This is a genomic window from Salinibacterium sp. VpJ6, assembly GCF_059767345.1.
Genome location: NZ_JBSOQL010000001.1, coordinates 471,427 through 495,447, shown reverse-complemented (window position 1 = coordinate 495,447; position 24,021 = coordinate 471,427). Strand labels below are relative to the sequence as shown.

The window sequence follows — 24,021 nt, the reverse complement described above, 5'->3', positions numbered from 1 at the left end:
CAATCATTGCAGCGTCGCGGCTCGTGTTCCTGTACATCGCGGCATTCGTGCGCCAAATTTAACAAAGCAATTCTGCTTTAGTCGTTGATCAGGCCCAGCTCGCGAAGTTCGATCGCCAAACGGGCGCCATCGGGGGCATACCGCCACGGAACGGATGACTCACGCTCGCGTTCCGCAATCTTGCTGCGGCCACCCGCGAGTACAGCTTCACCGGTCGAGAGCTGGCGGATGGCGACGGCGGCGACGTTCTCGGGGTGGCTGGCGACGAACTCGCCATAGATTTCTTCATCGTGCTGGCCGTCATCGCCGACCAGTAGCCACTTCACGTGCGGAAACTCTGAAGCGAGGCGCCGAAGGTTGGCGCGCTTGTGCTCAGCGCCACTGCGGAACCAACGATCGTGAGTGGGACCCCAGTCGGTCAGCAGCATTGCGCCGCGCGGGTACAGGTTGCGGCGTAGAAAACGTGTCAGCGTCGGGGCAACGTTCCACGCGCCAGTAGAGAGGTAGATCACGGGAGAGCGGGGATTTGCCCGAGTGATGCGGTCGTACAGCACGGCCATGCCGGCGACCGGACGTCGTGCGTGCTCGTCGAGCACGAAGGTATTCCATGCGGCGAGCAGCGGGCGGGGGAGTGCGGTCACCATGACGGTGTCGTCGACATCGGAGATCACGCCAAACTCTGTGGTGGGATCAACAACGAAAATATGAGCCGTGGTGGGGTCAGAGCCGGCCGAGTCGAGGGTGGCAGTCTGCCAGCCCGGAGACTGAGCGACCTTAACCTGTTCGTCGATCACTCCGCCACGCCCGGGCGTTAATTGCACCTGAATTCCACCGATGGTGACGGTGACCACTTCAGAGTTCACGGGGATGCTGAAGAAGCTGCGCCAGCCGCGTACCTTCTCAGCGCGCTTCTTGGAGGCTTCGGTACCGCGCGTCAGAACGACGCGACAGAGAACTCGAGCCCATCCCTCTGTCGCATAGCTGCTGTACGGAATGATCGTGGTGGTGAGCCCGCGCTTGCGGCCGCGGCGTTCACGCCAGCGATGGAAGGCATCCTCGATTCGAGCGGCTCGATGAAGAATCTCACCCGCTGTTTGGCTAGGGGAGTGGGACTTGCCGGTTCGAGCCATTACTCCAGCCTAGGCTCCAGCGCGCCCCTCGTGTGTTCACGACAACTGTCGACGAGCGCTCAACTCTGGGGTTCGGCGTGCAACTGTTCACTCAGAGTTGCGGATGCGGCTACCGTCGCGTCAACGAGCAGACGGTCGCCGCGCGTGCGGGGATCGACCCATTCGTCGATCGAATCGTGATCGAGGATGACCGGCATCCGGTCGTGGATGTCAGCAAGAGCCCCGGTTGCCTGCTGGGTCAGCATGGTCGTGGTGAGATGCCAGCGCGCTGGATCGTCGGGGTCAGCGGCGGGATCCTTCCACCAGGAGTAGAGCCCGGCGAAGTAGAGGAGGCCTTCTGGTGGTGCGATGTAGTGGGGAACCGGCGTAGGCCCCGACTTCTGGGTTTCGAAGTATCCGATGGCGGGAAGCACCGCGCGCTGACTGACGATGGCCGAACGAAACGTGGGCTTCTCGGTAACGGTCTCACTGCGCGCATTGAAGGTGGGGTATTTGCCGCGCAGTACAGGGGAGAAGGGAGGAGTCAACCACCACTGCGCGAGGGCCGCGCGTGGTACCAATTCAGACGAAGGATCGTCGCGGTCTGTCAACGTCTTGAGCAGGATTGGCACCTGATCGGTGGGTCGCACAATCGGTGTGGCGAGCCAGTCTGCCTGCCACTCTTCGGGCGGCCGCCCGGTCGCCGTCACAAATTCGGTGATCATCTGGTTCACCGTGTCGTCCATCGCAAATCGACCGCACATATATGAACTTTACGGTCTTATTTCAGAAAAAGTGAGCTTCTACCCAGCGTAGAACAATCGTTCTAAAGGTTAGGATTGATCAGAAACCGAGAAGGGGGCCATTGTGTCCGCACAAACAACAACCATTGAAATCGCGGCTGAACCAGCAGTCTCGCTTCGCAACGAGCCGGTGCAAGCACGTAGCACCGCTCGTTTAACCGCACTACTTGATGCAGCAGCATCCATCGTCGACGAGGTCGGCATTGAGCGACTAACCACCGCTATGGTCGCCGAACGCGCGGGAGCGTCGATCGGCACCGTTTACCGTTATTTCCCTGACCGCATCGTTTTGTTGCAGGCTTTGGGATCGCGCAACTTTGAGCGCGTGATGGCTCGTATTACCGAGGCCATCAACGATCCAGCACACGCTGACTGGCGAGCTGCGCTGAGCAACGCGTTCGCCACTGTGATCGACACGTACCGCACCGAACCCGGCTTCCGTGGTCTTCGCGTTGGTGACCAGCTCGACTTGCGCCCGCTGCCTAATGGCCGCACGTTCAAGTCGTTGGTCGCTGAGCGAATCGTCGAAGCCCTTTCGGCGCGATTCGGCGTTGAGAACTCGGCAGCAACGCGCTTCACGCTCGAAGCCAGCCTTGAAATGAGCGATGCACTTGTCGCTCGTGCGTTCTTGATGAACCCGCAGGGTGACGAGGAATTCATTTCGGTGAGCACCTCGTACGTTCGCGGCTTCATTATGGAGAACATCGGCTGGTAGCTGATTTCGCTCTATGCGAATTTGCCTGAGTTATACCCAATCGGGAATGACAGCGGCGTCGAATACTGTTTAGCTATTAATGCTGGCAAGTGTCGATCCGCGCATGGGCGCGAGGAATGAGCCGAAATCATGATTGAATTTCGTGCAGTAACCAAGCGTTTCCCCGACGGGACCGTGGCCGTCGAAGACTTTAATCTCGTGATTCCGTCGCGAAAGATCACAGTCTTCGTCGGGTCATCGGGCAGTGGTAAAACCACTCTGCTCCGAATGATCAACCGAATGGTCGATCCCACGGATGGCGATATCGAGATCGATGGCGACAGCATCATGAGCAAAGAGCCGGTGGCTCTGCGACGCAGCATCGGCTACGTCATGCAGAACTCCGGGCTTCTTCCGCACTTCAAAGTGATCGACAACGTCACTACAGTGCCGATGCTCAATGGCGTGCCTAAAAAGCAGGCTCGTGAACAAGCTCTCGAGCTGCTCGATACCGTGGGCCTCAGCCGCAGCATTGCCGACCGGTACCCGAGTCAACTGTCGGGCGGCCAACAGCAGCGCGTTGGTGTGGCACGCGGCCTCGCCGCTAACCCCAACATCCTGCTGATGGATGAGCCGTTCGGTGCGGTTGACCCGATCGTGCGCGCGGAGCTGCAGCAGGAGACAATCCGTTTGCAGCATGAGCTCGACAAGACGATCGTCTTTGTCACCCACGATATTGACGAAGCATTTCTGTTGGGCGATCAGGTCGTCATCCTCGAAAAGGGCGCCAAGATTTCTCAGGTCGGCAGCCCCAACGAGATCATGGCGGCTCCCGCGAGCGACTTCGTAGCGAATTTCATCGGCACCGACCGCGGCAAGCGGGCTCTCACGCTCAAGAAAACAGCGGCGGGAACGATCCTGGTAGACAGTGAAGGCCGCGGCGCTGGCGTTCTTGTCGGGGGATCGGAGTCGGCGTGACGTGGATCATCAATAATCTTGATCTGATCTGGGGCCTCACGCTTGAACACATTCGGCTGAGCATCCCGCCGATTGTTATCGGCTTCCTCATTTCTATCCCGTTGGGTTGGCTGGCGTATCGCTTCAAGCTCACTCGCGGCATCCTGCTGACCCTTGCCGGTTTGCTGTACACGATTCCGTCGCTCGCACTGTTCGTGATCCTGCCGCCGCTGTTAGGCATCAGCTTCCTCAGCGAGCTCAACATCACCATTGCGCTCACGCTCTATGCCGTGGCCATCATGGCTCGTTCGGTAGCGGATGCTCTGGCCTCAGTTGATCCGGCGATCCGTCAATCGGCCACCGCTGTAGGGTTTGGCGGCTGGCGTCGATTCTGGACCGTCGACTTCCCGCTCGCGGGCCCCGTGGTGCTCGCGGGTCTCCGTGTCGCTGCTGTGTCGACGGTGAGCCTCGTGACTGTCGGAATTCTCATTGGAGTGCAGAGCCTCGGCTACCTCTTCACTAACGGCTTTCAGCGCCGAATCTTGGAAGAGATCTTTGCCGGGGTCGTGATGACAGTGATTGTCGCGTTGTTGATCGACCGCGCTCTGGTACTGCTGGGCCGGATGCTCATGCCCTGGACGACGGTCGCCAAGCAAAAGGCGCCCGCTCCCGCACTGGAAGGAGCGCCCGCGTGAACTTCCTCATAGAAGCAGTGCAATGGCTCTTCTCTCCGGAGCGACTCGAGGGCAGCAATCCGATTCCGCTCAGGCTCGAAGAGCACCTTTTCTACACCTTCTTTTCGGTGATCGTTGCGGCGCTCATTGCGATTCCCCTCGGTTTCTACATCGGGCACACGGGTAAGGGGCGCGACTTCGCCGTCGGGTTGTCGGGAGCTGCACGCGCCCTGCCTTCGTTTGGTCTCATCCTGCTTCTCGTGCTGTTGATTGGGGTAACTCAGGTTCAACTCCAGCTCGCAGCGATCACAGCGTTCGTACTTTTGGCCATTCCGTCGATTCTGGCGGGAGCGTATGCGGGAATAGAAGCGGTAGACCGCCGCGTTATTGATGCTGCGCGAGCGGTCGGTATGACGGAGTGGCAAATCCTGTGGAAGGTAGAAGTTCCGCTGGGGCTTCCGCTGCTCATTGGCGGCCTTCGCGCGGCAACGCTGCAGGTCGTCGCTACCGCGACACTCGCGGCCTACGTGGGGCTTGGCGGCCTAGGAATTTACATTTTCCGCGGCCTCCCTCTCCAGCGTTATGACGAGATGTTAGGCAGTGCGTTGCTGATTGCAGCGCTCGCTCTGGTTCTCGATGGAATATTTGCGCTCATCCAACAATTTGCGGTTCCCCGCGGAGTTTCGGCTGGGCGTGCTAAAGATGTCCGCACGTCATCAACTCGACGACGTGCGGTGGCAGCAAAACCTGCCCAAGAAAGAAGAGGATAGAAATGTTCACAGCTAAGAACAAAGGCCGGCTCGCGCTTGGCGCCGCCGCGGTCGGGGTTGCAATTGCCCTGTCAGGGTGTGCAACTGGTAATCCCCTGGACTCCGGATCGAGTGACGAGAACACCAACAGCGACACCATCGTTGTCGGCTCGCAGGCTTACTACTCGAACGAAATCATTGCCGAGATCTACTCGCAGGCACTGGAGAACGCTGGCTTCGAGGTCGAGCGTCAATTCCAGATCGGCCAGCGCGATGCTTACCTGCCCGCTCTCGAGAGCGGCGAAGTAGACATCATCCCCGAATACACGGGAAACCTCCTCCAGTTCTACAGCGCTGACACCACGGCAACGGCCTCAGAGGATGTCTACGCTGAACTCGCTGATGCTCTGCCCGAGGGCCTCACGGTTCTCGAACAGTCGTCGGCTACCGACCAAGACTCCTACAACGTGACCGCTGACTTCGCGGCAGCTAACTCGTTGACGAGCCTCGCGGACCTCGCCGATGTCGCGGACCTCAAGCTCGGTGGAAACGCTGAACTCGAAGAGCGCCCTTATGGTCCTGCCGGGCTCAAGGACGTCTACGGCGCCACGGTCGGCTTCACCGCGACCGGTGACACCACCGTTGCCGCACTCGTCGAGGGAACCATCAACATGGCTAACGTCTACAGCGCCGACCCGCGCATCCAGACCGAAGGCCTCGTTACCCTGACCGACCCTGAGGGCCTGTTCTTGGCCTCGAACGTCGTGCCTCTGGTGAACGCAGACATCGCTGACTCGATCGCCGATGTCATCAACGCCGTCAACGCCAAGCTCACCCCTGAGGGCCTCGTTGCTCTCAACGTGGAAAGCACCGTTGACAAGATGTCGTCCGACGACATGGCCACCGCATGGTTGAGCGCCAACGGCCTCAGCTAACGCTGGCTACAACAGAACACGCTGCTGGCTAGTCCAGCACCGAGGGGCGGATGCACGTGCATCCGCCCCTCGGTCGTTAAGAGTTATTCTGCGTCGTGGTGTTCCATGTGACGCTGTTGCGAGCGATGCAGCAGCTTCTTAGCGATCACCGTGACGATCGCAATGACGGCGACGATGGCGACGAAAATATAGCCCGCGTAGTGCAGCTGATCGAGCAGCTCCCGAAAACTGCCTGCCGTGAGGGCCCCGACAGAGACGTACGCGATTGACCAAATGCTGGTGGCGGGAACGGTCCACGCCATAAAAGTGCGGTATCGCATCGTGCTCATGCCCACGGTCACCGGGATGAGCGAGTGCAGCAAGGGCAAAAAGCGTGAGATGAATACGGCAATTCCACCTCGGCGCCCCAGATAGCGTTCGGCCTGGACCCAGTGCTGTTCGCCAATGCGCTTGCCAAGTCTCGAGTGCCGAATCTTGGGACCAAAGTAGCGGCCAAGGGCGAACCCCACGCTCTCACCGATCAAGGCTCCCACGATCACGACCGCGATGAGGATGGCCGCCTCGAAGACGCTCCCCACGGCTGTGCTTGCCACCAACACCACGGTGTCGCCGGGCACGAGAAGGCCGACCAATATCGACGTCTCCAGCATGATCGCGACGCCCGCGAGAATAGTGCGGAGCACCGGATCGACCGACTGCACGGTGTCAAGAATGTAGCTCAGCGCATCGTTGACCCACTGACCAAAGCCGCCACCGGCAGCACTCGGTTCAGCGCTCAGAATGAGGTCTACGGGATCCACGGAACGAGCCTAGCGAGCAAAACCGAAAGCTCACTGGCTAAATGGGGCGCGCCAAAGCGCCGAGTCGAGTGCGCCACTGTTCGAGACGACCAGGCTTCTCGGCAAGCTCCGGGCCATCGACCCACTTCGAGACAATGCGGATGCCGTGCAGCGCATTCACGACCCAGACTTCGGTGCCCGCGAGCTCCGCCGGGGTGACCGCTTCTTCGTGGGTATCGAGCCCGAGCGCGCGGGCCAACGTCAGCACGCTGCGGGCGGTAACGCTATCAACACGTTCGAGCTCTGCCGGCGGACCGCAGAGAATCTCTCCACGCCACCACAGCACAGCGCTGTACGCGCCTTCGATGACGAATCCTTCGTCGGTGAGCAGAATCGCCTCGTCGGCACCGTGGGCACGCGCTCCCGACTGCAGCGCGCCCATCGCGTCGATATCGGGGCCTTTGACCGCAGGCACGGTGCGCGGGTCGGCACCCCGAAAACTTACGGCCGTGGCCGAGCGCTTCAATTCGGGGTTCGCGCGCAAGCGCAGAAAGAACTCGGCTCCGCGCAGCTCGACACGCGGAAACCACGTGCCGGCCCGGGGGAGAGCGGCGATCGCAGCTGTGAAGAACTGCTCGGCAGTTTCTTGCTGGGCGGCGGGTACGGCATCCAGAAACCGTTGGCGATGCAGATTGAGGGCGAGCACTGAGCCCGAGTTCACGAGCCAAGAATCGGCGACGGTCATCGGGGTTGTCGGCACCTCGTCGAGGGAGATCTCGAGAAGTTTGTCGTTCTGCCACCGATAAATTGCGTCCGCACTCATAGGCTTAGGTTATGCGCTCTCGCGTCTTGACTGCTGCCTTGCCGCGCTGGGTTGACCCCGCGGCGGTGTTTAGCGAACTCATGGCGCAGCAGGCATCGGATGCCGCTGGTGCCGTCTGGCTCGACAGCGGAGCGGCGGCTAATTCGGGGCGCAGCTACCTCGCCGTTTCGACTCGGGCTGTGCTGAGCACGGAGCTCAACGAACCGGTCTTCGAGTGGATGCGCCGCGAGTTCGCAGCGACGGACATCGATCACTCTGCTGCACCCGCAGGCTTTCGGCTGGGCTGGGTCGGGTGGCTCGGGTACGAGCTCCGCCGCGAATCGCTCGGAGTCGAGGTGACAACGCCTGCAGTGACCCCGGATGCCGCCTGGCTGTGGGTAGATCGTGTGATCGTGGTCGACCACGGGTCTCGCTCGCTCAGCGTGCTCGCGCTCGGCGAGAGTTGGACGGGCGAGCTCGCGCAGTGGCGCGACAGTATCGCGGCTCTCGTGGCGGCAGCGGCAACCCGCACCCCAACCCCAACCTCAACCTCAACCCGCACCGCAACCGCAACAACCGCACCGACGACCTCCCAGCCCGCCCCCACCGCGCCCCAGCCCGCCCCCACCGCGGTCTGGCGCGACTCCGACGCCGACTACCTCGAGATGATCGCGGCGTGCCAGAGGTCGATCGTCGAAGCCGACGCCTACCAGTTGTGCCTCACGACGAGCGTGCACGTCGACCACGGCGACAGGCCCGCTGATCCGGTCGCTACGTATCTCGCTCTGCGCCACGCCAACCCCAGCCATCACGGCGGCTTCATGCAGGTGGGCGAGATCTCGCTGCTCAGTTCCACGCCTGAGCAGTTCTTAGCGATGGATCCCTCGGGGCTCATCGAGACGAAGCCCATCAAGGGCACGCGTCGCCGCAGCGCTGACCCCGCCGAAGACCAGCGCCTTGCCGCCGAGCTGCTGGCCAGCGATAAAGAGCGCGCCGAAAACCTCATGATCGTCGATCTCATGCGCAACGACCTCGGACGGGTGTGCGAGGTCGGCTCCGTCACGGTACCGAAACTGTTCGCCGTGGAAAGCTACGCGACCGTGCATCAGCTCGTCAGCACCATCCGGGGTCAATTGCGCGCCGACGTGAGCGCCGTCGATGCCATCAAGGCTTCATTCCCAGCGGGATCGATGACCGGCGCCCCCAAACACTCCGCGACTCTCATCCTCGATTCGCTCGAGCGTGCCCCGCGCGGCATCTACTCTGGCGTCTTCGGGTACGTGGGGCTCGACGGTGCCGTTGACCTCGCCATGGTCATCCGTTCTATCGTCATGGATGCTCGGGGCTCAACGATCGGCGCCGGCGGCGGAATCACGGCCCTCTCGGTACCCGAAGAAGAGCTGGCCGAGGTCAAGTTGAAGGCAGCAGCGCTGCTGCGAGTGCTGGGTGTTTCGGGCGACTAAGCGGTCGCGCATCCACTCTCGGTCGTAGTGAACGACCGGTCTACCGTGTTGCTGTGTACTGTGAGATGCGTCAACTCATAGACAATGGAATAACCCGACACTTTTTGGCCCCCTCGAGCGCGGCCGTGAGTTGGGTAATCTTAGATCTTCCCTGTAACGAATTGAGAGTGTTTACGTGACTGAGCAGCCCAACTTTGCTGGTGCACACGACGACCGCGAGAGTGGCTCGGACTACGATGTAGCCGCCATTCACGCTAAGTGGCAAGCCAAGTGGGAAGAGCTTAAGCCGTTCGCGACGAGCGACCCCGAAGACAAGCGCCCGCGCAAGTACATTCTCGACATGTTCCCGTACCCCTCGGGCGACTTGCACATGGGTCACGCCGAGGCCTACGCCTTTGGTGACATCGCGGCGCGGTACTGGCGTCAGCGTGGCTTCAACGTTCTTCACCCCATTGGCTGGGACTCCTTCGGTCTTCCTGCTGAGAACGCCGCCATCGAGCGCGGCATTGACCCTCGCGGTTGGACGTACGACAACATCGACCAGCAGAAGAAGAGCATGAAGCTCTACGGCGTTTCCTTCGACTGGGACCGCGTTCTGCACACGAGCGACCCCGAGTACTACAAGTGGAACCAGTGGCTGTTCCTCAAGATGTACGAAAAGGGCCTCGCGTACCGCAAGGATTCGTGGGTCAACTGGGACCCGGTAGATCAGACCGTTCTCGCCAATGAGCAAGTTCTGGCCGATGGCACGTCCGAGCGTTCGGGCGCGATCGTCCTCAAGAAGAAGCTCACGCAGTGGTACTTGAAGATCACCGACTACGCCGACCGCCTGCTCGACGACTTGAACCAGCTTGAGGGCGCATGGCCGTCGAAGGTGCTTTCGATGCAGCGCAACTGGATCGGCCGTTCGGTTGGTGCGGATGTCGACTTCGAGATCGAAGGTCGTGACGAGAAGGTCACCGTCTTCACGACGCGCCCCGACACTCTCTACGGCGTCACCTTCATGGTCGTCGCCCCAGACGGAGACCTCGCCGCTGAACTCGTTGAGGGTACCGACGACGAGACTAAGGCTGCTTTCGCGAGCTACCTCGAGCAGACTCAGAAGCAGACTGAAATCGAGCGCAAGGATGCCACGCGCACCAAGACCGGCATCCCGCTGAACCGTTTTGCGATCAACCCGGTCACGGGGGAGCGCATCCCGATTTGGACTGCAGACTACGTGCTGGCGGACTACGGCCACGGCGCCGTCATGGCTGTGCCCGCGCACGACCAGCGCGACCTCGAATTCGCGATCAAGTTTGACCTGCCTGTGCGCGTTGTTCTCGACACGAACGCGCCCATCACCGGTGCGATTCCTGTTCTGGAACTCGACGAAAATGGTATGGCGATTCTGCCGGATGACCTGCCGCCGCTGAACCCCCGCGACACCGGTCAGTCGTTGCAGGGCGATGGCCGCATGATCAACTCGGGTCCGCTCGACGGGCTCAGCAAGTCCAACGCGATCAAGAAGATCGTGGAACAGCTCGAAGCTGCCGGCACTGGCCGCGCCGCGAAGACGTATCGACTGCGTGACTGGCTGATCAGCCGTCAGCGCTTCTGGGGAACCCCCATCCCGATCATTCACGGTTCGGATGGCGAACTGATTCCGGTTCCCTTCGAGCAGCTGCCCGTTGAACTGCCGTCGACTGAGGGTCTCGACCTCAAGCCCAAGGGCAAGTCGCCTCTCGCGGCCGCCGAAGACTGGATCAACGTTGAAGACCCGCGCGATGGCAGCCCTGCCCTGCGCGACGCCGACACGATGGACACCTTCGTGGACAGCTCCTGGTACTTCTTGCGCTTCCTGTCACCGAACGATCCCGACAAGGCCTTCGACCCGGCTGAGGCCGAGAAGTGGGCTCCCGTCGACCAGTACGTCGGTGGCGTCGAGCACGCGATCCTGCACTTGCTCTACTCGCGCTTCATCACCAAGGTGCTGTTCGACCTTGGTTACGTCAGCTTCACGGAGCCCTTCAGCGCGCTGCTCAACCAGGGCATGGTTCTCTCTGAGGGCAAGAAGATGTCGAAGCGCAGCCGCAAGGCCGTCACGTTCTCGGGTGAAATTGCCGAGCACGGTGCCGATGCACTCCGCTTGACGTTGGCCTTCGCTGGCCCGCCCGAGGAGAACATCAACTGGGAAGACGTGTCGCCTGCGGCGTCGCACAAGTTCTTGGCTCGTGCGTTCCGTGTAGTGCGAGATGTCACGAGTGCTCCCGAGATCGAGTGGAAGACGGGCGACACCACGCTGCGTCGCGCCACCCACCGCTTCCTCGCTGATGGCCCTGGCCTCGCTGAGTCGCTGAAGTTCAACGTGCTTGTTGCTCGCATCATGGATCTCGTCAACGTGACCCGTAAAGCCATCGACACCGGTGCTGGCGGCGGCGACGCGGCAGTCCGTGAAGCGGCTGAAGTCATCACGATCGCACTGAGCCTGTTCGCTCCGCACACGGCAGAAGAGATGTGGGAGAAGCTCGGCTACGAGCCGACTGTCGCTCTCGCAGGCTGGCGCAAGGCTGACCCGTCGCTCCTCGTTGAGGAGTCGGTGACGGCCGTTGTTCAGGTGGATGGCAAGGTTCGTGACCGCCTCGAAGTCTCGCCCAAGATTGATGGCGCCGACCTCGAAGCTCTTGCCATGGCATCCGAAGCGATCAAGCGCACCGTCGGAGACCGCGAGATCGTCAAGGTGATCGTGCGCGCCCCCAAGCTCGTCAACATCGCGACTCGTCAACAGCCCACCGAAGGCTAAGACACTCCACACGTTATAACTGAGCGCGCTCCGAGCGATCGGGGCGCGTTTAGTTTGTGGAGGTGGAAGAGTTTGAGCAGGCCCGTAAGGCGCGGCTGCGGGTGCGCGTCGGCGCTGTCATCGTGGTGGTGCTTGTGGCGCTCGGTTGCGCCGTGCTCGCGACCGCACTCACAAGCAGCTCGACTGCCGTAGAGATTGCGCGCGGCGAACTGGGCTCGGGTGACGGAGCGTTCGCGGTGGAATCACCCGCTCTGTTTGTGCACGTCACGGGCGCGGTGGTGCGTCCGGGGCTCTTCGAGCTGGCCGAGGGATCACGCGTGATCGACGCGATCGCTGCCGCTGGGGGCTTCGCCGAAGATGCGAAGCAGGATCAACTCAACCTCGCGCGTGTGCTGACCGATGGAGAACAGTTCGCCGTGCCTGCCGTGGGCGACGAGGATGCCGCGGCCACGGCATCCGATGGTCGAGTCAACCTGAATACCGCGGACGCCGCAGCCCTCGATACTCTGCCTCGTATCGGGCCAGCCATGGCCGCTCGCATTCTGGCGTGGCGTGAGGCAAATGGGCGCTTCACGAGCATCGACGACCTCCGTAACGTCGCCGGAATCGGAGACGCTACCTTCGACGGGTTGCGCGACCTGGTCACGGTATGAATCTCGACCTGCGTCTCAGTCTGCCCGTAGCTGCTGCGTGGCTCGTCACCGTGTTCGTAATCGGGATGCCAGCCTGGGCATCTGCCGTCGCCATCGCATTGTGGCTTGCTACCGGAGCACTAATCGCGGGTGCGCTGCTGAGCCAGCAGCGTTTTCTCGCGAGTGTCGCCTTGGGGTGCGCTCTGGCCGCGTTGTGCTCCACGTCTGTCGCTGTTCATGCTGAGACCCGTCAACCCCTAGCGCTGGGAGAACTGGCTGCGAAGCACACGACAGTGACTGCCATCGCAACAACCACCTCTGCCGTCAAGGACAGCGCCGACTTCTTTCAGGCAACCATCACCACTCTCGAGGCAGACGGCGAATCAATCCAACTCGAATCGCCCGCTCTGATCTTCACGGAACGTGGCGGTTTCGCTGCCGTCGCTGCTGAGCCTGATGAATCGAAGCCCGGTTTAGGCACATCGGATACGGACGACGAACCGTGGGGAATTGGCGTCACATTTACGGTCACGGGCACCTTGGCGAGCACTTCCCCGGGCGATGGGCGTGCGGTGCTGCTCTTCGCTACTGACGTGCCGGAATGGCGGGCCGATCCCGGCTGGCAATTCGACTGGGCGAATCAACTGAGACGCAACTTTGCCGTCGCAACCTCGTCGTTGCCGGGTGGTGGCGGGGAACTTCTGGGCGGGCTCGCCATCGGCGATACCAGCGCCGTGAGTGACCACTTGGATGCTGCAATGAAGACCAGCTCGCTGAGCCATCTCACGGCAGTGTCGGGCGCCAACTGCGCGATCGTCGTCGGGCTAATCATGGCTCTCGGCGGCAGGGTAGGAGCCCAGCGTGTTCTGAGGATCGGCCTCTCCATACTTGTGCTGCTCGCGTTCGTAGTCGTCGTCACTCCCGACCCCAGCGTGTTGCGGGCAGCGCTCATGGCCACGTTCGTGCTGATCGCGCTGGGCAGCGGCAGGCCGATCCGAGGAATGGCGGTGCTGTCACTCGCGACGATCGCGCTCCTCGTCTTCGACCCATGGCTAGCGCGCAATTTCGCGTTCGTGCTCTCGGTGTTCGCCACGGCAGGCCTCCTTCTTTTTGCCGAGCCGCTCGCGCAGTTTTTGGAGCGTTGGATGCCGCGGGCGCTGTCGCTGGTGATCGCCGTGCCGTTGGCTGCTCAGCTGGCCTGCCAGCCCGTGCTGCTGCTCTTGCAGCCCTCACTGCCGACCTATGGTGTGATCGCCAACGTGTTGGCTGCACCCGCAGCGCCGATTGCGACCGTTGTCGGTCTGGCGGCCTGCGTGGCGCTATCGGTGATCCCGGTCCTCGGGCTGGCACTGATGTGGGTCGCTTGGGTGCCGTCCGCCTGGGTTGCGGCCGTTGCTGATTTCTTTGCCGAGGTTCCGTGGGCGCGCATCCCGTGGTGGGAAGGCTGGGTGGGAGTACTCACGCTCAGCGTGCTCACGGTTCTTCTCCTCGCGGCTCTCGTGACCCGCGGTGCCTGGCGTGCGCACGCGCTTACGTCTCTCGCTATCGCTTCCACGCTCGCGCTGGCAGTCGTTGCAGGGTCTGCGGTCAGTGCCGCGTTGACGTGGCCGAGGGATTGGCAATTTGCGCAGTGTGATGTTGGCCAGGGCGATGCGGTGATTATGCGAAACGGCGAGGAAGTTGCACTCATTGATGCCGGCGCCGAACCAGACCTGCTGAAAGCCTGCCTCGATCGACTCTCGATCGACCACATTGACCTACTCATCCTGACGCACTTCGATCACGACCACGTCGGAGGAACCGAGGCTGTCGTTGGCCGCGCGGATGCTGTTCTGGTCCGCCCCACCGGCTCGCCAAGCGATGAGGCGTTACTGGACAGCCTTGCGGCGGGTGGCGCACAGGTTCACCCTGCAAGCGCGGGGGACCGCGGCCAGTTCGGCGAGCAGCAATGGCGCGTGCTCTGGCCGCCGGCCCAGCTCTCGGGCATCGACCCCGGTAACGACGCGAGCGTCGTCGTCGAGTTCTTGCCGCGCTCCGACTGCCTGAGGCACTGTCTCAGCTCGGTGTTCCTCGGAGACCTTGGCGAGAGTGCTCAAGCTCGTCTCGCTGCGGCTAATACATTCAGGCAAGTGGATGTCGTGAAAGTCAGCCATCACGGTTCCGGAGACCAGTACCCGGCCCTCTATGCCGAGCTGCAGGCCACCCTCGGGCTCATCGGAGTCGGAGCGGACAACGGCTACGGGCATCCGACCGCTGATGCCCTCGCGATGCTCGACGACGCCGGAACCGCGGTGGCGCGGAGCGATCTGAACGGCCTCGTGCTGGTATCTCCCACGGCTAAGTCTGGCGTCGTTTCAGTGTGGTCAGAGAGGGATGTGGGCGCCCGGCATTAGGCTGGGTTTGCAGTTCAAATAGAGGAGTCTTGTGGCCGCCAGAACCCCCGCCCGATCGCCGGCGAAGTCCAAAGTCGCGATCCCGCAATTGGCGTGGAACAAGGTGCGCCCCGCGCCCATCGTTCTTGTCAGCGGCACGGAAGGCTTTCTTGCGGACCGCGCTATCCGCATGCTGCGCGACACCCTCAAGGTCGAAGACCCCAGCCTTGAAGTCAACGACTTAGAAGCAGATCACTACGGCCCCGGCGAGCTCATCAGCCTCGCGAGCCCCTCGCTCTTTAGTGAACCGCGGATGATTCGCGTCACGAACGTTGAAAAGTGCACCGATGCGTTCATCACCGAAACCCTCGCGTACCTCGAGGCTCCGGCCGACGACACGTATCTCATTCTTCGCCATGCCGGGGGAGTGCGCGGCAAAAAACTGCTTGACGCGATTCGTGCGGGCAAGGGCGGCGGCATAGAGATCACGTGCCTCGAGCTCAAGAAGGATGCTGAGAAGTACGATTTCGCCTCCGCCGAATTCGCCGCCAAACGCCGCCGTGTAACGCCAGGCGCCCTTCGAACCCTCGTGTCTGCTTTCTCCGCAGACCTCGCAGAGCTCGCCGCCGCTTGCCAACAGCTTCTCGCCGACGATGCCGATGAGATCAACGAAGCCACAGTGGCCCGCTACTACTCGGGTCGAGTCGAAACTAGCGCCTTCAAGGTCGCAGACTCAGCGATTGCCGGGCGCTCAGGCGAGGCGCTGGTGCTCTTGCGTCACTCTCTTGCCTCCGGTGCCGACCCGGTGCCGATCGTCGCAGCGTTTGCTGCGAAGCTGCGCACAATGGCGAAACTTTCCGGGGGGTCAATGTCGTCGGGGCAAGCCGCCAAAATGTTCGGCATGGCGCCGTGGCAGGCCGACCGGGCAATGAAAGATTTGCGCGGCTGGAGTGATGCGGGGCTGGGCTCCGCCATCGAGGCCATTGCCGATACAGACGCTCAAGTAAAAGGTTTGGGGCGCGACCCTGTCTTCGCGCTGGAACGAATGATCTCTGTGGTTGCAGCTCGCGGCATCCGTTAGCTCGAAGGGGCCGGCGGGCGATAGTTGCTCCTTGCCGCCACCCAATAACAAAAGCCCCTCACCGCGAACGGTAGGGGCTTTTGTGTGGTCGGCGTAGTGCCGATCAGAGAGCTTTAGAGAGCTGCAACCTGCTTGGCCATAGCCGACTTGCGGTTAGCTGCCTGGTTCTTGTGCAGAACGCCCTTGCCAGCAGCCTTGTCGAGCGACTTGGATGCTGCCTTGAGGCGCTCGATGGCGGTCTCTTTGTCGCCAGCCTTGATAGCTTCGCGCGTTGCGCGGATCGCGGTCTTGACCTGGCTCTTCACCTGGCGGTTGCGGTCTTGAGCCTTCTTGTTGGTACCAATGCGCTTGATCTGCGACTTAATATTTGCCACGTTTGTGTGCTTTCTTGTTTGTGGATCAGAGATGGTGGGCGGCCGTGGAAGAGAATCGGTGTTCTGATTCCCGGCCGCGATGCGCATACTGTTCGACAAAGAACCATATGCATAAGCCAACAGGCAACATTACCAGCGCGGTGGAGCTAAATCAATTGCGGAGCAATTGGCGACCCCAGCGCCGAACAAACTGTGTTTGTTCGGGCTTTTCCGGTGGAGCTAAATCAATTGCGGAGCAATTGGCGACCCCAGCGCCGAACAAACTGTGTTCGTTCGGGCTTTTCCGGTGGAGCTAAATCAATTGCGGAGCAATTGGCGACCCCAGCGCCGAACAAACTGGTTTGCGCGGGTTTCGGGTCTTGCTTAGCTGTCGAATCTGTCTGTCAGCGGTGTTAAGACTAGTGACCGTGGCTGGGTGTGTTGGTCGCCACGCCTGACTGGGGCATTAAAGTCTCTGACGACATGGCCGTTTAGTGCCCAGAGGGGGCGTCCCCCTGCGCTTTCGGGGGTTACCCCGATACCCGCTCCGCGCCGCTTTTTCTACCTTGGATACATGACCTCCTCAACCTCTTCTTCCTCTCCCGTTCCCTCTTCGAAAGTCGATTCTTCGACAGCCGACTCTTCGACGTCGGTTGAAATGCCCGCTGCCGGCACGACTTCGACTGCGCTTCTCTCGGACACGCTCGTCGATGACGAGCGGGCATCGTTCGCCGACGCCCCAGCAGCAGAATCGACGACACCGATGGGCAGCTTCGGCGCAGACGCCGCAGCCGCATCTGCTCCCGAGGCCGCTGCCTCTGACTTTTCCGGTTCAGCAGCGCCGCGGCGTACGTCGACCCGCACCATGAGCGTTCTCGCGCTCAGTTTGGGTATCGCTTCATTCTTCTTCGCTCAGAGCATCGTGGTGCCGTTGGCCGCCGTGATTCTCGGTGTCTTCGGCTTGCGCGACGAGCCAACGGGTCGCGGCTTCTCCATTTGGGGAATCGTGCTTGCCTGCGTTGCAACCTTCGGATGGGTTCTCGTTGTTGCCGCTGGAGCGTTGGCTGTACTGCCGTTCGTGTTCCTAGCCGCAGCGTTCTAGTAGCTCTTTCTGCCCCGCGGGCTAGCCGCGCATCCGCCCCTTTTAGGCTTTTGGCCTGTCGTATTAGGCGGGTGCGCGCAGGAACGTCGGCTTCATGGGAGAATTGGGCGGATGTCTCCTCGCGCCTCTTACACACTTGAGCCTGCTTCGACCGATCCTGCGTTTATCCGCAACTTTTGCATCATTGCGCATATCGATCATGGCAAGTCCACCCTCGCTGACCGCATGCTGTCGGTCACGGGGGTTGTTAGCGACCGCGATATGCGGGCGCAGTACCTCGACCGTATGGATATCGAGCGTGAGCGCGGCATCACAATCAAGAGCCAGGCAGTGCGAATGCCGTGGTCGCTTACCGATGAGAACGGTAAGGAACAGTCGTACGCACTGAACATGATCGACACTCCCGGCCACGTCGACTTCACTTATGAGGTCTCACGGTCGCTGGCGGCGTGCGAGGGCGCAATTCTTCTCGTGGACGCCGCGCAGGGCATCGAGGCTCAAACTCTCGCCAACCTGTACTTGGCGATGGAGAACGACCTCACGATCATTCCCGTGCTGAACAAGATTGACCTGCCGGCGGCAGACCCCGACAAGTACGCCGAAGAAATCGCGGGCCTTATCGGTTGCGACCCGTCGACTGTGCTGCGCGTTTCGGGCAAGACTGGCATGGGAGTTCCCGAACTTCTTGACGAGGCTACGCGCCTCATCCCGGCTCCGGTCGGTAACGCGGATGCTCCGGCCCGCGCCATGATTTTTGACTCGGTGTACGACGCCTACCGCGGCGTTATCACCTATGTGCGTATGGTCGACGGTCAGCTCTCGCCTCGCGAGAAGGTCATGATGATGTCGACTAAGTCGGCTCACGAACTGCTCGAAATCGGCGTGAGCTCTCCCGAGCCGACCCCGACTAAGGGCCTTGGCGTCGGTGAAGTGGGTTACCTCATCACGGGCGTGAAGGATGTGCGCCTCAGCAAGGTCGGCGACACGGTCACCAACCACGCCAAGCCGGCTGAAACCGCGCTCAAGGGCTACTCCGAACCGAAGCCGATGGTCTTCTCGGGCTTGTACCCGATCGACGGCTCCGACTATCCGGTACTGCGCGAGGCACTCGACAAGCTCAAGCTGTCGGATGCCGCCCTGGTCTACGAGCCCGAAACATCCGTGGCTCTTGGCTTCGGTTTCCGCTGCGGCTTCTTGGGGCTACTTCACTTGGAGATTGTGCGCGAGCGACTCGAGCGCGAATTCAACCTCGACATGATCGCCACCGCCCCCTCGGTTATCTACGAAGTCATGGGCGACGACAAGAAGCTCACGACTGTCACCAACCCAAGCGAGTTCCCCGGCGGCAAGATCGCCAGCGTGACCGAGCCCATGGTGAAGGCATCCATTCTGACCCCGAAAGACTTCGTGGGAACGGTCATGGAGCTCTGCCAATCGCGCCGCGGCACCATGCAGGGCATGGAATACGTCGGTACTGACCGCGTCGAGCTGCACTACACCATGCCGCTCGGTGAGATCGTGTTCGACTTCTTCGATCACCTCAAGAGCCGTACGCAGGGCTATGCGAGCCTCGACTATGAACCCAGCGGTGACCAAGAGGCAGACCTCGTCAAGGTGGACATCCTGTTGCAGGGTGAGGCTGTCGACGCGTTCAGCGCGATTGTGCACCGCGACAAGGCTTATGCCTACGGCGTGCTCATGACCGAGCGTCTCAAGACCCTCATCCCGCGTCAGCAGTTCGAAGTGCCGATTCAGGCTGCCATTGGTTCTCGCATCATTGCGCGCGAGTCGATTCGCGCTATGCGTAAAGACGTTCTTGCTAAGTGCTACGGCGGTGACATCAGCCGTAAGCGCAAGCTCCTCGAGAAGCAGAAGGAGGGCAAGAAGCGTATGAAGATGGTTGGTCGCGTCGAGGTTCCTCAGGCTGCCTTCATCGCTGCACTTTCTGGCGAAGTCGAAGCCGGGAAAGACAAGAAGTAGACGAATGGATGCGCGCACCTACCCCAATGCTCCCGTTACGTACGGGGCGGTTGGTGCCACGCGTGGCAACACTTTCACGGTGCTGCCGCCTGCCGGGTTTCGTCGCGTTCAACGCAGCGCACGAATCGGCCATGGTGAAGCACGATGGGCTTTTGCGCGCGAACAGATCCTGACGTGGGGTGTGAAGCGACGCAGCGGTTTCGGCGTGACGCTTCTTCCGTGGGATCCTCACGGCGAGAATCTTGATCTGACGATCGACAATGCCGATCATCCGCACGTGCGCCCCGGCGACACGATCGTGCTCTCCATCGGCAGCGGACGGTTCACAGCTCACGAGCCCGTGCGCGTCGTGTATGTCGTTGATGACCCGACTGTTGCGGGCTTTGCCTACGGCACGCTCGAAGGTCATCCGCTGCGGGGCGAAGAATCCTTCATGGTGGAGCGTCGCGACGACAATTCAGTGTGGATGACCGTGCGATCGTTCTCGCGCCCAGCATCGTTCAAGTGGATGCTGGTGTCTCCCGCGCTGCGCGTGTTCCAGTACATCGTGGTCGGGCGCTATCTTCGCGCTCTCGCCGGAGCGATTCCCGCTCAGAAGTAGCTGCCTAACCGCGCCGGAGCGCGATGGCGTCTGGCGGCCGCGCCTAACCGCGCTGAGCGAGCTCTGCGATCGTGCCGAGTACATCATCACGACCGGCAACCAAATCTTCGACAACGACGAGAGCGCTCGTGTCGCGCAGCTCAGCAACGGAGTAGGCGCCGGTTGCGACCGCGATAAACGGGATGCGGGCCGAATCGGCAGCCAGGCCGTCGTTCGGGGTATCACCGATGATCACGCTGGGCTGCTCACCCAGAATGGGAGCGACGAGCGATGTCAGGTGGTGACGGTCAGGGGAGCGGTCTCCAAAGAACGAGTTGGTCCAGTTGAAGTCGTCTTCGGCGTAACCTGCAGCGGTCAGCTTTACGCGCGAATGCTGCGGGCCGTTTCCGGTGAGCAGCGCGTTGGTCCAGCCTCGACCGCCAGCGTCTCGCAAGGCGTCGGGGCCGCCGACAACTGCTGTGCGAACGTAGCCCGTCTCGAGCAGCTTCTGGGTACGGGCATCCAACTCGGCCAGCACGTCGTCGAGCATGGTCGCAGGGTGGCCGTTGAGCTCGAGCAGGGCGGTAAGAATCTGACCTTCGGTCTGCCCGTGCGGGTTCGTGATGAACTTCTGCGGCTCTGTGCCCGTCACGTGGGTGAAGGCCTCGAGATAGACAGCAGCGCCGTCTTTCGAGTTGTGGATGAGCGTTCCGTCGATGTCCCAGAGGATGTGCATAGTCACCCATCAATGCTCCCACGCAAGAGGTGCGACAATTGACCAGTGCCCGTCGCTACGACAATGGGCACGTTTTCTTCACCGGTTGTTAAGGGGATTAGTTCGTGCCAGGTGCGTTGCCGATTGCTGATCCTGCTCCTCTCGACGGCGCCTTGCCTGCCAGCGTTGCTGTGGGCGCCCACGACCGTGACTGGAGTGTGTACATTCACGTTCCGTTCTGTCGCGTGCGCTGTGGCTACTGTGACTTCAACACGTACACGGGTGAAGAGCTGCGCGGAGCTAAGCGTGCGGATTACGCTGACGAGGCCATCGCAGAGATCAAGCAGGCAGCGACCGTGCTCGCGAATGCTGGTGTCGCGCCCCGCAAGGCATCAACGGTGTTCTTCGGCGGCGGTACGCCCACGCTGCTCCCTGTCACCGACCTCACTCGGATGCTCGCTGCAGCGCGAGACACGTGGGGTTTCACGGATGACGTCGAAGTAACTACTGAGGCGAACCCTGATTCTGTCGACCGCGATTACCTTCTCGCGCTCAAAGAGGCTGGATTTACTCGCGTGTCTTTCGGCATGCAATCGGCGGTGCCGCACGTTCTCGCCACGCTGGAGCGCACGCACGACCCCAAGAAGGTTCCGCATGTGGTGAAGTGGGCGCGCGAGGTCGAGCTCGACGTCAGTGTCGACCTGATCTACGGCACGCCGGGGGAATCACTGGCCGATTGGGAGCGCTCGCTCGATCACGCCATCGCGCAGAACCCCGACCATATCTCGGCGTACGCGCTCATTATCGAGACCGGTACCAAGCTGGCGGCGCAGATTAAACGCGGCGATGTTGCTCCGGTGGATGACGATCTGCAGGCAGACATGTATGAGCTGGCCGATAAGAAGCTCGCAGCGGCGGGCTACGACTGGTACGAGGTCAGCAACTGGGCGAAGCGGGACGAAGACCCAGCCATCAGCCACGCAAGCCGTCATAATCTTGGCTACTGGCTAGGCAACGACTGGTGGGGTGTTGGCCCGGGGGCTCACAGTCACGTCGGGGGCGTTCGCTGGTGGAACGTCAAGCATCCGGCCGCCTACGCTGATCGAATCGCCGCTGGTCATTCTCCGGGAGCCGGGCGCGAAACACTCGCGGACTCCAGCAAATATCTTGAGCATGTACTTCTGCGGGCGCGTGTTCGCGGAGGTTTGAAAACGGCAACGCTCGATGCTGAAGGTCGCACGGCAGTCGCCGGGCTCATCGCCGATGAACTGGTGGATGCTCCCGCGGCGTTCAAGGGAACCCTCACCCTCACGCTTAAAGGGCGCCTACTCGCGGATGCCGTCGTGCGGCGATTGCTAGCAGACGCCCCCATTTAGAGCGATAGGTCGAATTACTTGATGAACTCGATGGTCAGCGGGTATTTGAACGCTTGGCCGTTGTTGGCGGCGACGGCACCCATGATGCTGAACACCAAGATGACAATACCCACAGCGACGATCGTGAGGTAGCCAATGAGAATCAGCATGAGGAACAGCGAGATCACGTAGGCGATGGCCATGGTGATCTGGAAGTTCAACGCAGTGCGCGTGTGAGCCTGAACAAAGGGTCCACGGTCTTTCAACACGAGGTATCCCACGAGTGCGGGAATGAAGCTGAAGAAGATTCCACCGACGTGGATCAGTGTTGCCCAGAGCTTCTCGTCGCTCGGACTCATCGGTTGGATCGGCGCGTACGGCGAGGCGGGGGGAGGCGTTGAATCTGACATGCCTCCATTAAAGCCCTACTTGGACAAAAAAGTAGCCTCGAGAGCAGAAGCTCCCGAGGCTACTCGCTATCGGCTTAGCCGATAAGCAGAATTACTTGATGAGGCGCAGTGCGAAGGGGTAACGGTAGTTCGCGCCGTCTTTGGCCTTCGTGAAGCCGATGATCGAGAAGACCAGCGACACAACGAAGACGATCGGAAGCAAGATAGCGCCGATAACAACGGCGACCAGAATGTTCGAGATCACGTAGGCGATTGCCACGGTGATCTGGAAGTTCAGGGCTTCCTTCGCTTCGGTGTTAGTGAATGCGCCGCGGTCCTTGAAGACCAACCAGATAATAAGCGCGGGGAGGAATCCAATGATTCCACCAAGGTGAGCGAATGATGCCCACTGCTTGTCCTCAGCCTCGGTCAGTTGAGCTGCCGGCTGCGGTGCTGCGGGCTGCGGATTTGCGTCAGTCATGTATTCGTGCCTTTCAGGTGAACGAGGGAACTTCCCGGGTTTCATCAAAGTGCTCGGTGTCACACCTGAGCATTTCCACAAAAAGGTAGCGCTCAAGTACACAGACACGCTAGCGCTATGACTCGCGCGGTGCAACGGCTGTGTCGTGGTGTGTCGAGTAAGATTGGCAGTCGAACGGATTGAGTGCCAATCAAGAGAGGTGGGTGGTGGAATGGTTTCCGCCCGCGGACTTGACGTGCTTCGAGTCATTGTGCAGGACTACGTTGCTACGCGCGAGCCTGTCGGATCTAAGTCAATCGTTGAGCGACATTCCTTCGGGGTGTCCGCCGCAACGATTCGCAACGACATGGTCTTGCTCGAAGACGAAGAGCTCATCACGGCGCCACACACCTCATCGGGGCGTGTGCCGACCGACAAGGGCTACCGCATGTTTGTAGACCAGTTGGCCGATCTGCGCCCGCTGACGAGCGCTCAGCGTCAAGCCATCGAGTCGTTCCTCGGCCAGGCCGACGACTTGGATGACGTACTTGCGCGCTCGGTTCGCTTGCTGTCGCAACTGACCAACAGCGTGGCGCTCGTGCAGTACCCCTCGCTGGCGACCGCTCGCGTGCGGCATGTGGAACTTGTTCCGTTGCATGCCACACGCATCATGACGGTGTTCATTACCGACTCTGGTCGAGTCGAGCAACGCCTCATCGACGTCTCTGACCCCGTGGACGAGGCGTTCTTGGGTGAGGTTCGCGCCAAGCTGAATTCTGCTCTTGCTGGGCAGTCTCTGCCCGAAGCGGCCGATCGAATCGCAAGTTTTGCGCAGATTTTTCCCGCAGAAAGACAGGCATTCGTCGGCCAAATTGCTACAAGTTTGATCGAGCAGGTGCTGGCCAACCGTGCCGACAAGCTCGTTCTCGCCGGCACCGCAAACCTCGCTCGCACCGAGCAAGATTTCACCGGAAGCATCTTTCCTGTGCTCGAGGCAATAGAAGAGCAAGTAACGTTGTTGCGCCTGTTTGGGGAGATGGAAGTAGCAAATGGATCAGTTTCAACTCGCATCGGGCGAGAGAACGCAGAATTTGGGTTAGAAGAGACATCGGTCGTCACGGGCGGGTATTCCTCATCCGGCGGCGGTGTTTCGCGCTTGGGCGTGCTTGGCCCCACGCGCATGGACTATTCGAACAACATGGCGGCGGTTCGCGCAGTGGCGCGATACCTCTCGCGACTTTTGGAAGACAACTGA

At 61.2% G+C, this 24,021-nt stretch carries 23 protein-coding genes; 15 read left to right on the top strand and 8 right to left on the bottom strand.

Annotation, left to right across the window (positions count from 1 at the left end; translation table 11 throughout):
- Positions 1–77: 77 nt before the first annotated feature.
- Together ACWTV1_RS02405 and ACWTV1_RS02400 are read right to left on the bottom strand one after the other, a co-directional pair.
- Positions 78–1,130, bottom strand: a complete 1,053-nt coding sequence (locus tag ACWTV1_RS02405) for an App1 family protein phosphatidate phosphatase (RefSeq protein WP_498503970.1) — start codon at positions 1,128–1,130, stop codon at positions 78–80.
- 59 nt (positions 1,131–1,189) lie between these two features.
- Positions 1,190–1,873 carry an SOS response-associated peptidase gene (locus tag ACWTV1_RS02400; RefSeq protein WP_498503969.1) on the bottom strand — a complete coding sequence of 228 codons (684 nt, stop codon included), beginning with the start codon at positions 1,871–1,873 and terminating at the stop codon, positions 1,190–1,192.
- A gap of 103 nt (positions 1,874–1,976) precedes the next feature.
- Between ACWTV1_RS02400 and ACWTV1_RS02395 the strand changes: the two genes are divergently transcribed.
- The 5 genes from ACWTV1_RS02395 to ACWTV1_RS02375 all read left to right on the top strand — a co-directional run bounded on the left by ACWTV1_RS02395 (position 1,977) and on the right by ACWTV1_RS02375 (position 5,921).
- On the top strand, positions 1,977–2,627 hold the full coding sequence (locus ACWTV1_RS02395) for a TetR/AcrR family transcriptional regulator (protein ID WP_498503968.1): 651 nt from the start codon (positions 1,977–1,979) through the stop codon (positions 2,625–2,627).
- 129 nt (positions 2,628–2,756) lie between these two features.
- Positions 2,757–3,584, top strand: coding sequence for an ABC transporter ATP-binding protein (locus ACWTV1_RS02390; RefSeq protein ID WP_498503967.1), 828 nt, complete (start codon positions 2,757–2,759; stop codon positions 3,582–3,584).
- Positions 3,581–4,258 carry an ABC transporter permease gene (locus ACWTV1_RS02385; protein WP_100388773.1) on the top strand — a complete coding sequence of 226 codons (678 nt, stop codon included), beginning with the start codon at positions 3,581–3,583 and terminating at the stop codon, positions 4,256–4,258. Before ACWTV1_RS02390 ends, ACWTV1_RS02385 begins: the two co-directional genes overlap by 4 nt.
- Complete coding sequence (locus ACWTV1_RS02380) at positions 4,255–5,007, top strand: ABC transporter permease (protein WP_100388774.1); 753 nt, start codon at positions 4,255–4,257, stop codon at positions 5,005–5,007. The genes ACWTV1_RS02385 and ACWTV1_RS02380 overlap by 4 nt, the downstream gene beginning before the upstream one ends.
- A gap of 2 nt (positions 5,008–5,009) precedes the next feature.
- Positions 5,010–5,921 carry an ABC transporter substrate-binding protein gene (locus ACWTV1_RS02375; protein ID WP_498503966.1) on the top strand — a complete coding sequence of 304 codons (912 nt, stop codon included), beginning with the start codon at positions 5,010–5,012 and terminating at the stop codon, positions 5,919–5,921.
- A gap of 83 nt (positions 5,922–6,004) precedes the next feature.
- Here the strand turns inward: ACWTV1_RS02375 and ACWTV1_RS02370 are convergent, their stop codons facing one another.
- A complete protein-coding gene (locus ACWTV1_RS02370) occupies positions 6,005–6,700 on the bottom strand; it encodes a DedA family protein (protein ID WP_498505018.1) in 696 nt (231 codons plus the stop codon).
- 58 nt (positions 6,701–6,758) lie between these two features.
- The gene (locus ACWTV1_RS02365; RefSeq protein ID WP_498503965.1) at positions 6,759–7,523 is read right to left on the bottom strand and encodes an aminotransferase class IV; all 765 of its coding nucleotides are present in this window, start codon (positions 7,521–7,523) and stop codon (positions 6,759–6,761) included.
- 11 nt (positions 7,524–7,534) lie between these two features.
- On the opposite strand from ACWTV1_RS02365, the gene ACWTV1_RS02360 reads away from it, so the two are divergent.
- The 5 genes from ACWTV1_RS02360 to holA all read left to right on the top strand — a co-directional run bounded on the left by ACWTV1_RS02360 (position 7,535) and on the right by holA (position 15,832).
- Positions 7,535–8,965 carry an anthranilate synthase component I family protein gene (locus tag ACWTV1_RS02360; RefSeq protein WP_498503964.1) on the top strand — a complete coding sequence of 477 codons (1,431 nt, stop codon included), beginning with the start codon at positions 7,535–7,537 and terminating at the stop codon, positions 8,963–8,965.
- Between the two features lie 175 nt (positions 8,966–9,140).
- Positions 9,141–11,747, top strand: coding sequence for a leucine--tRNA ligase (gene leuS / locus ACWTV1_RS02355; RefSeq protein WP_498503963.1), 2,607 nt, complete (start codon positions 9,141–9,143; stop codon positions 11,745–11,747).
- A 62-nt stretch (positions 11,748–11,809) separates the two neighbouring features.
- A complete protein-coding gene (locus ACWTV1_RS02350; protein WP_498503962.1) occupies positions 11,810–12,400 on the top strand; it encodes a ComEA family DNA-binding protein in 591 nt (196 codons plus the stop codon).
- Positions 12,397–14,772: a ComEC/Rec2 family competence protein gene (locus ACWTV1_RS02345; protein WP_498503961.1), complete on the top strand. Its 2,376-nt coding sequence runs from the start codon at positions 12,397–12,399 to the stop codon at positions 14,770–14,772. Before ACWTV1_RS02350 ends, ACWTV1_RS02345 begins: the two co-directional genes overlap by 4 nt.
- A gap of 31 nt (positions 14,773–14,803) precedes the next feature.
- Positions 14,804–15,832, top strand: coding sequence for a DNA polymerase III subunit delta (gene holA, locus ACWTV1_RS02340; protein ID WP_498503960.1), 1,029 nt, complete (start codon positions 14,804–14,806; stop codon positions 15,830–15,832).
- A 113-nt stretch (positions 15,833–15,945) separates the two neighbouring features.
- Here holA and rpsT read toward each other — a convergent pair whose 3' ends face one another.
- Complete coding sequence (gene rpsT, locus ACWTV1_RS02335; protein WP_100388784.1) at positions 15,946–16,206, bottom strand: 30S ribosomal protein S20; 261 nt, start codon at positions 16,204–16,206, stop codon at positions 15,946–15,948.
- Positions 16,207–16,759: 553 nt separating this feature from the next.
- Here rpsT and ACWTV1_RS02330 point away from each other — a divergent pair.
- The 3 genes from ACWTV1_RS02330 to ACWTV1_RS02320 all read left to right on the top strand — a co-directional run bounded on the left by ACWTV1_RS02330 (position 16,760) and on the right by ACWTV1_RS02320 (position 19,868).
- The gene (locus tag ACWTV1_RS02330) at positions 16,760–17,287 is read left to right on the top strand and encodes a DUF4190 domain-containing protein (protein ID WP_498503958.1); all 528 of its coding nucleotides are present in this window, start codon (positions 16,760–16,762) and stop codon (positions 17,285–17,287) included.
- Positions 17,288–17,398: 111 nt separating this feature from the next.
- A complete protein-coding gene (gene lepA / locus ACWTV1_RS02325; protein WP_498503957.1) occupies positions 17,399–19,267 on the top strand; it encodes a translation elongation factor 4 in 1,869 nt (622 codons plus the stop codon).
- A gap of 4 nt (positions 19,268–19,271) precedes the next feature.
- Entirely contained in the window at positions 19,272–19,868 is a 597-nt protein-coding gene (locus ACWTV1_RS02320) for a DUF1990 domain-containing protein (RefSeq protein WP_498503956.1), read from the top strand.
- Positions 19,869–19,911: 43 nt separating this feature from the next.
- On the opposite strand, the gene ACWTV1_RS02315 is transcribed toward ACWTV1_RS02320, so the two are convergent.
- On the bottom strand, positions 19,912–20,583 hold the full coding sequence (locus ACWTV1_RS02315) for an HAD family hydrolase (protein WP_229820480.1): 672 nt from the start codon (positions 20,581–20,583) through the stop codon (positions 19,912–19,914).
- Positions 20,584–20,687: 104 nt separating this feature from the next.
- On the opposite strand from ACWTV1_RS02315, the gene hemW reads away from it, so the two are divergent.
- Complete coding sequence (hemW, locus tag ACWTV1_RS02310; RefSeq protein ID WP_498503955.1) at positions 20,688–21,938, top strand: radical SAM family heme chaperone HemW; 1,251 nt, start codon at positions 20,688–20,690, stop codon at positions 21,936–21,938.
- 14 nt (positions 21,939–21,952) lie between these two features.
- Here the strand turns inward: hemW and ACWTV1_RS02305 are convergent, their stop codons facing one another.
- Positions 21,953–22,327 (bottom strand): DUF4870 domain-containing protein, encoded by a 375-nt coding sequence (locus ACWTV1_RS02305; protein WP_498503954.1) that lies wholly within the window; start codon positions 22,325–22,327, stop codon positions 21,953–21,955.
- Between the two features lie 91 nt (positions 22,328–22,418).
- Positions 22,419–22,787 (bottom strand): DUF4870 domain-containing protein, encoded by a 369-nt coding sequence (locus ACWTV1_RS02300; protein ID WP_498503953.1) that lies wholly within the window; start codon positions 22,785–22,787, stop codon positions 22,419–22,421.
- A 211-nt stretch (positions 22,788–22,998) separates the two neighbouring features.
- On the opposite strand from ACWTV1_RS02300, the gene hrcA reads away from it, so the two are divergent.
- On the top strand, positions 22,999–24,021 hold the full coding sequence (hrcA, locus tag ACWTV1_RS02295; protein WP_498503952.1) for a heat-inducible transcriptional repressor HrcA: 1,023 nt from the start codon (positions 22,999–23,001) through the stop codon (positions 24,019–24,021).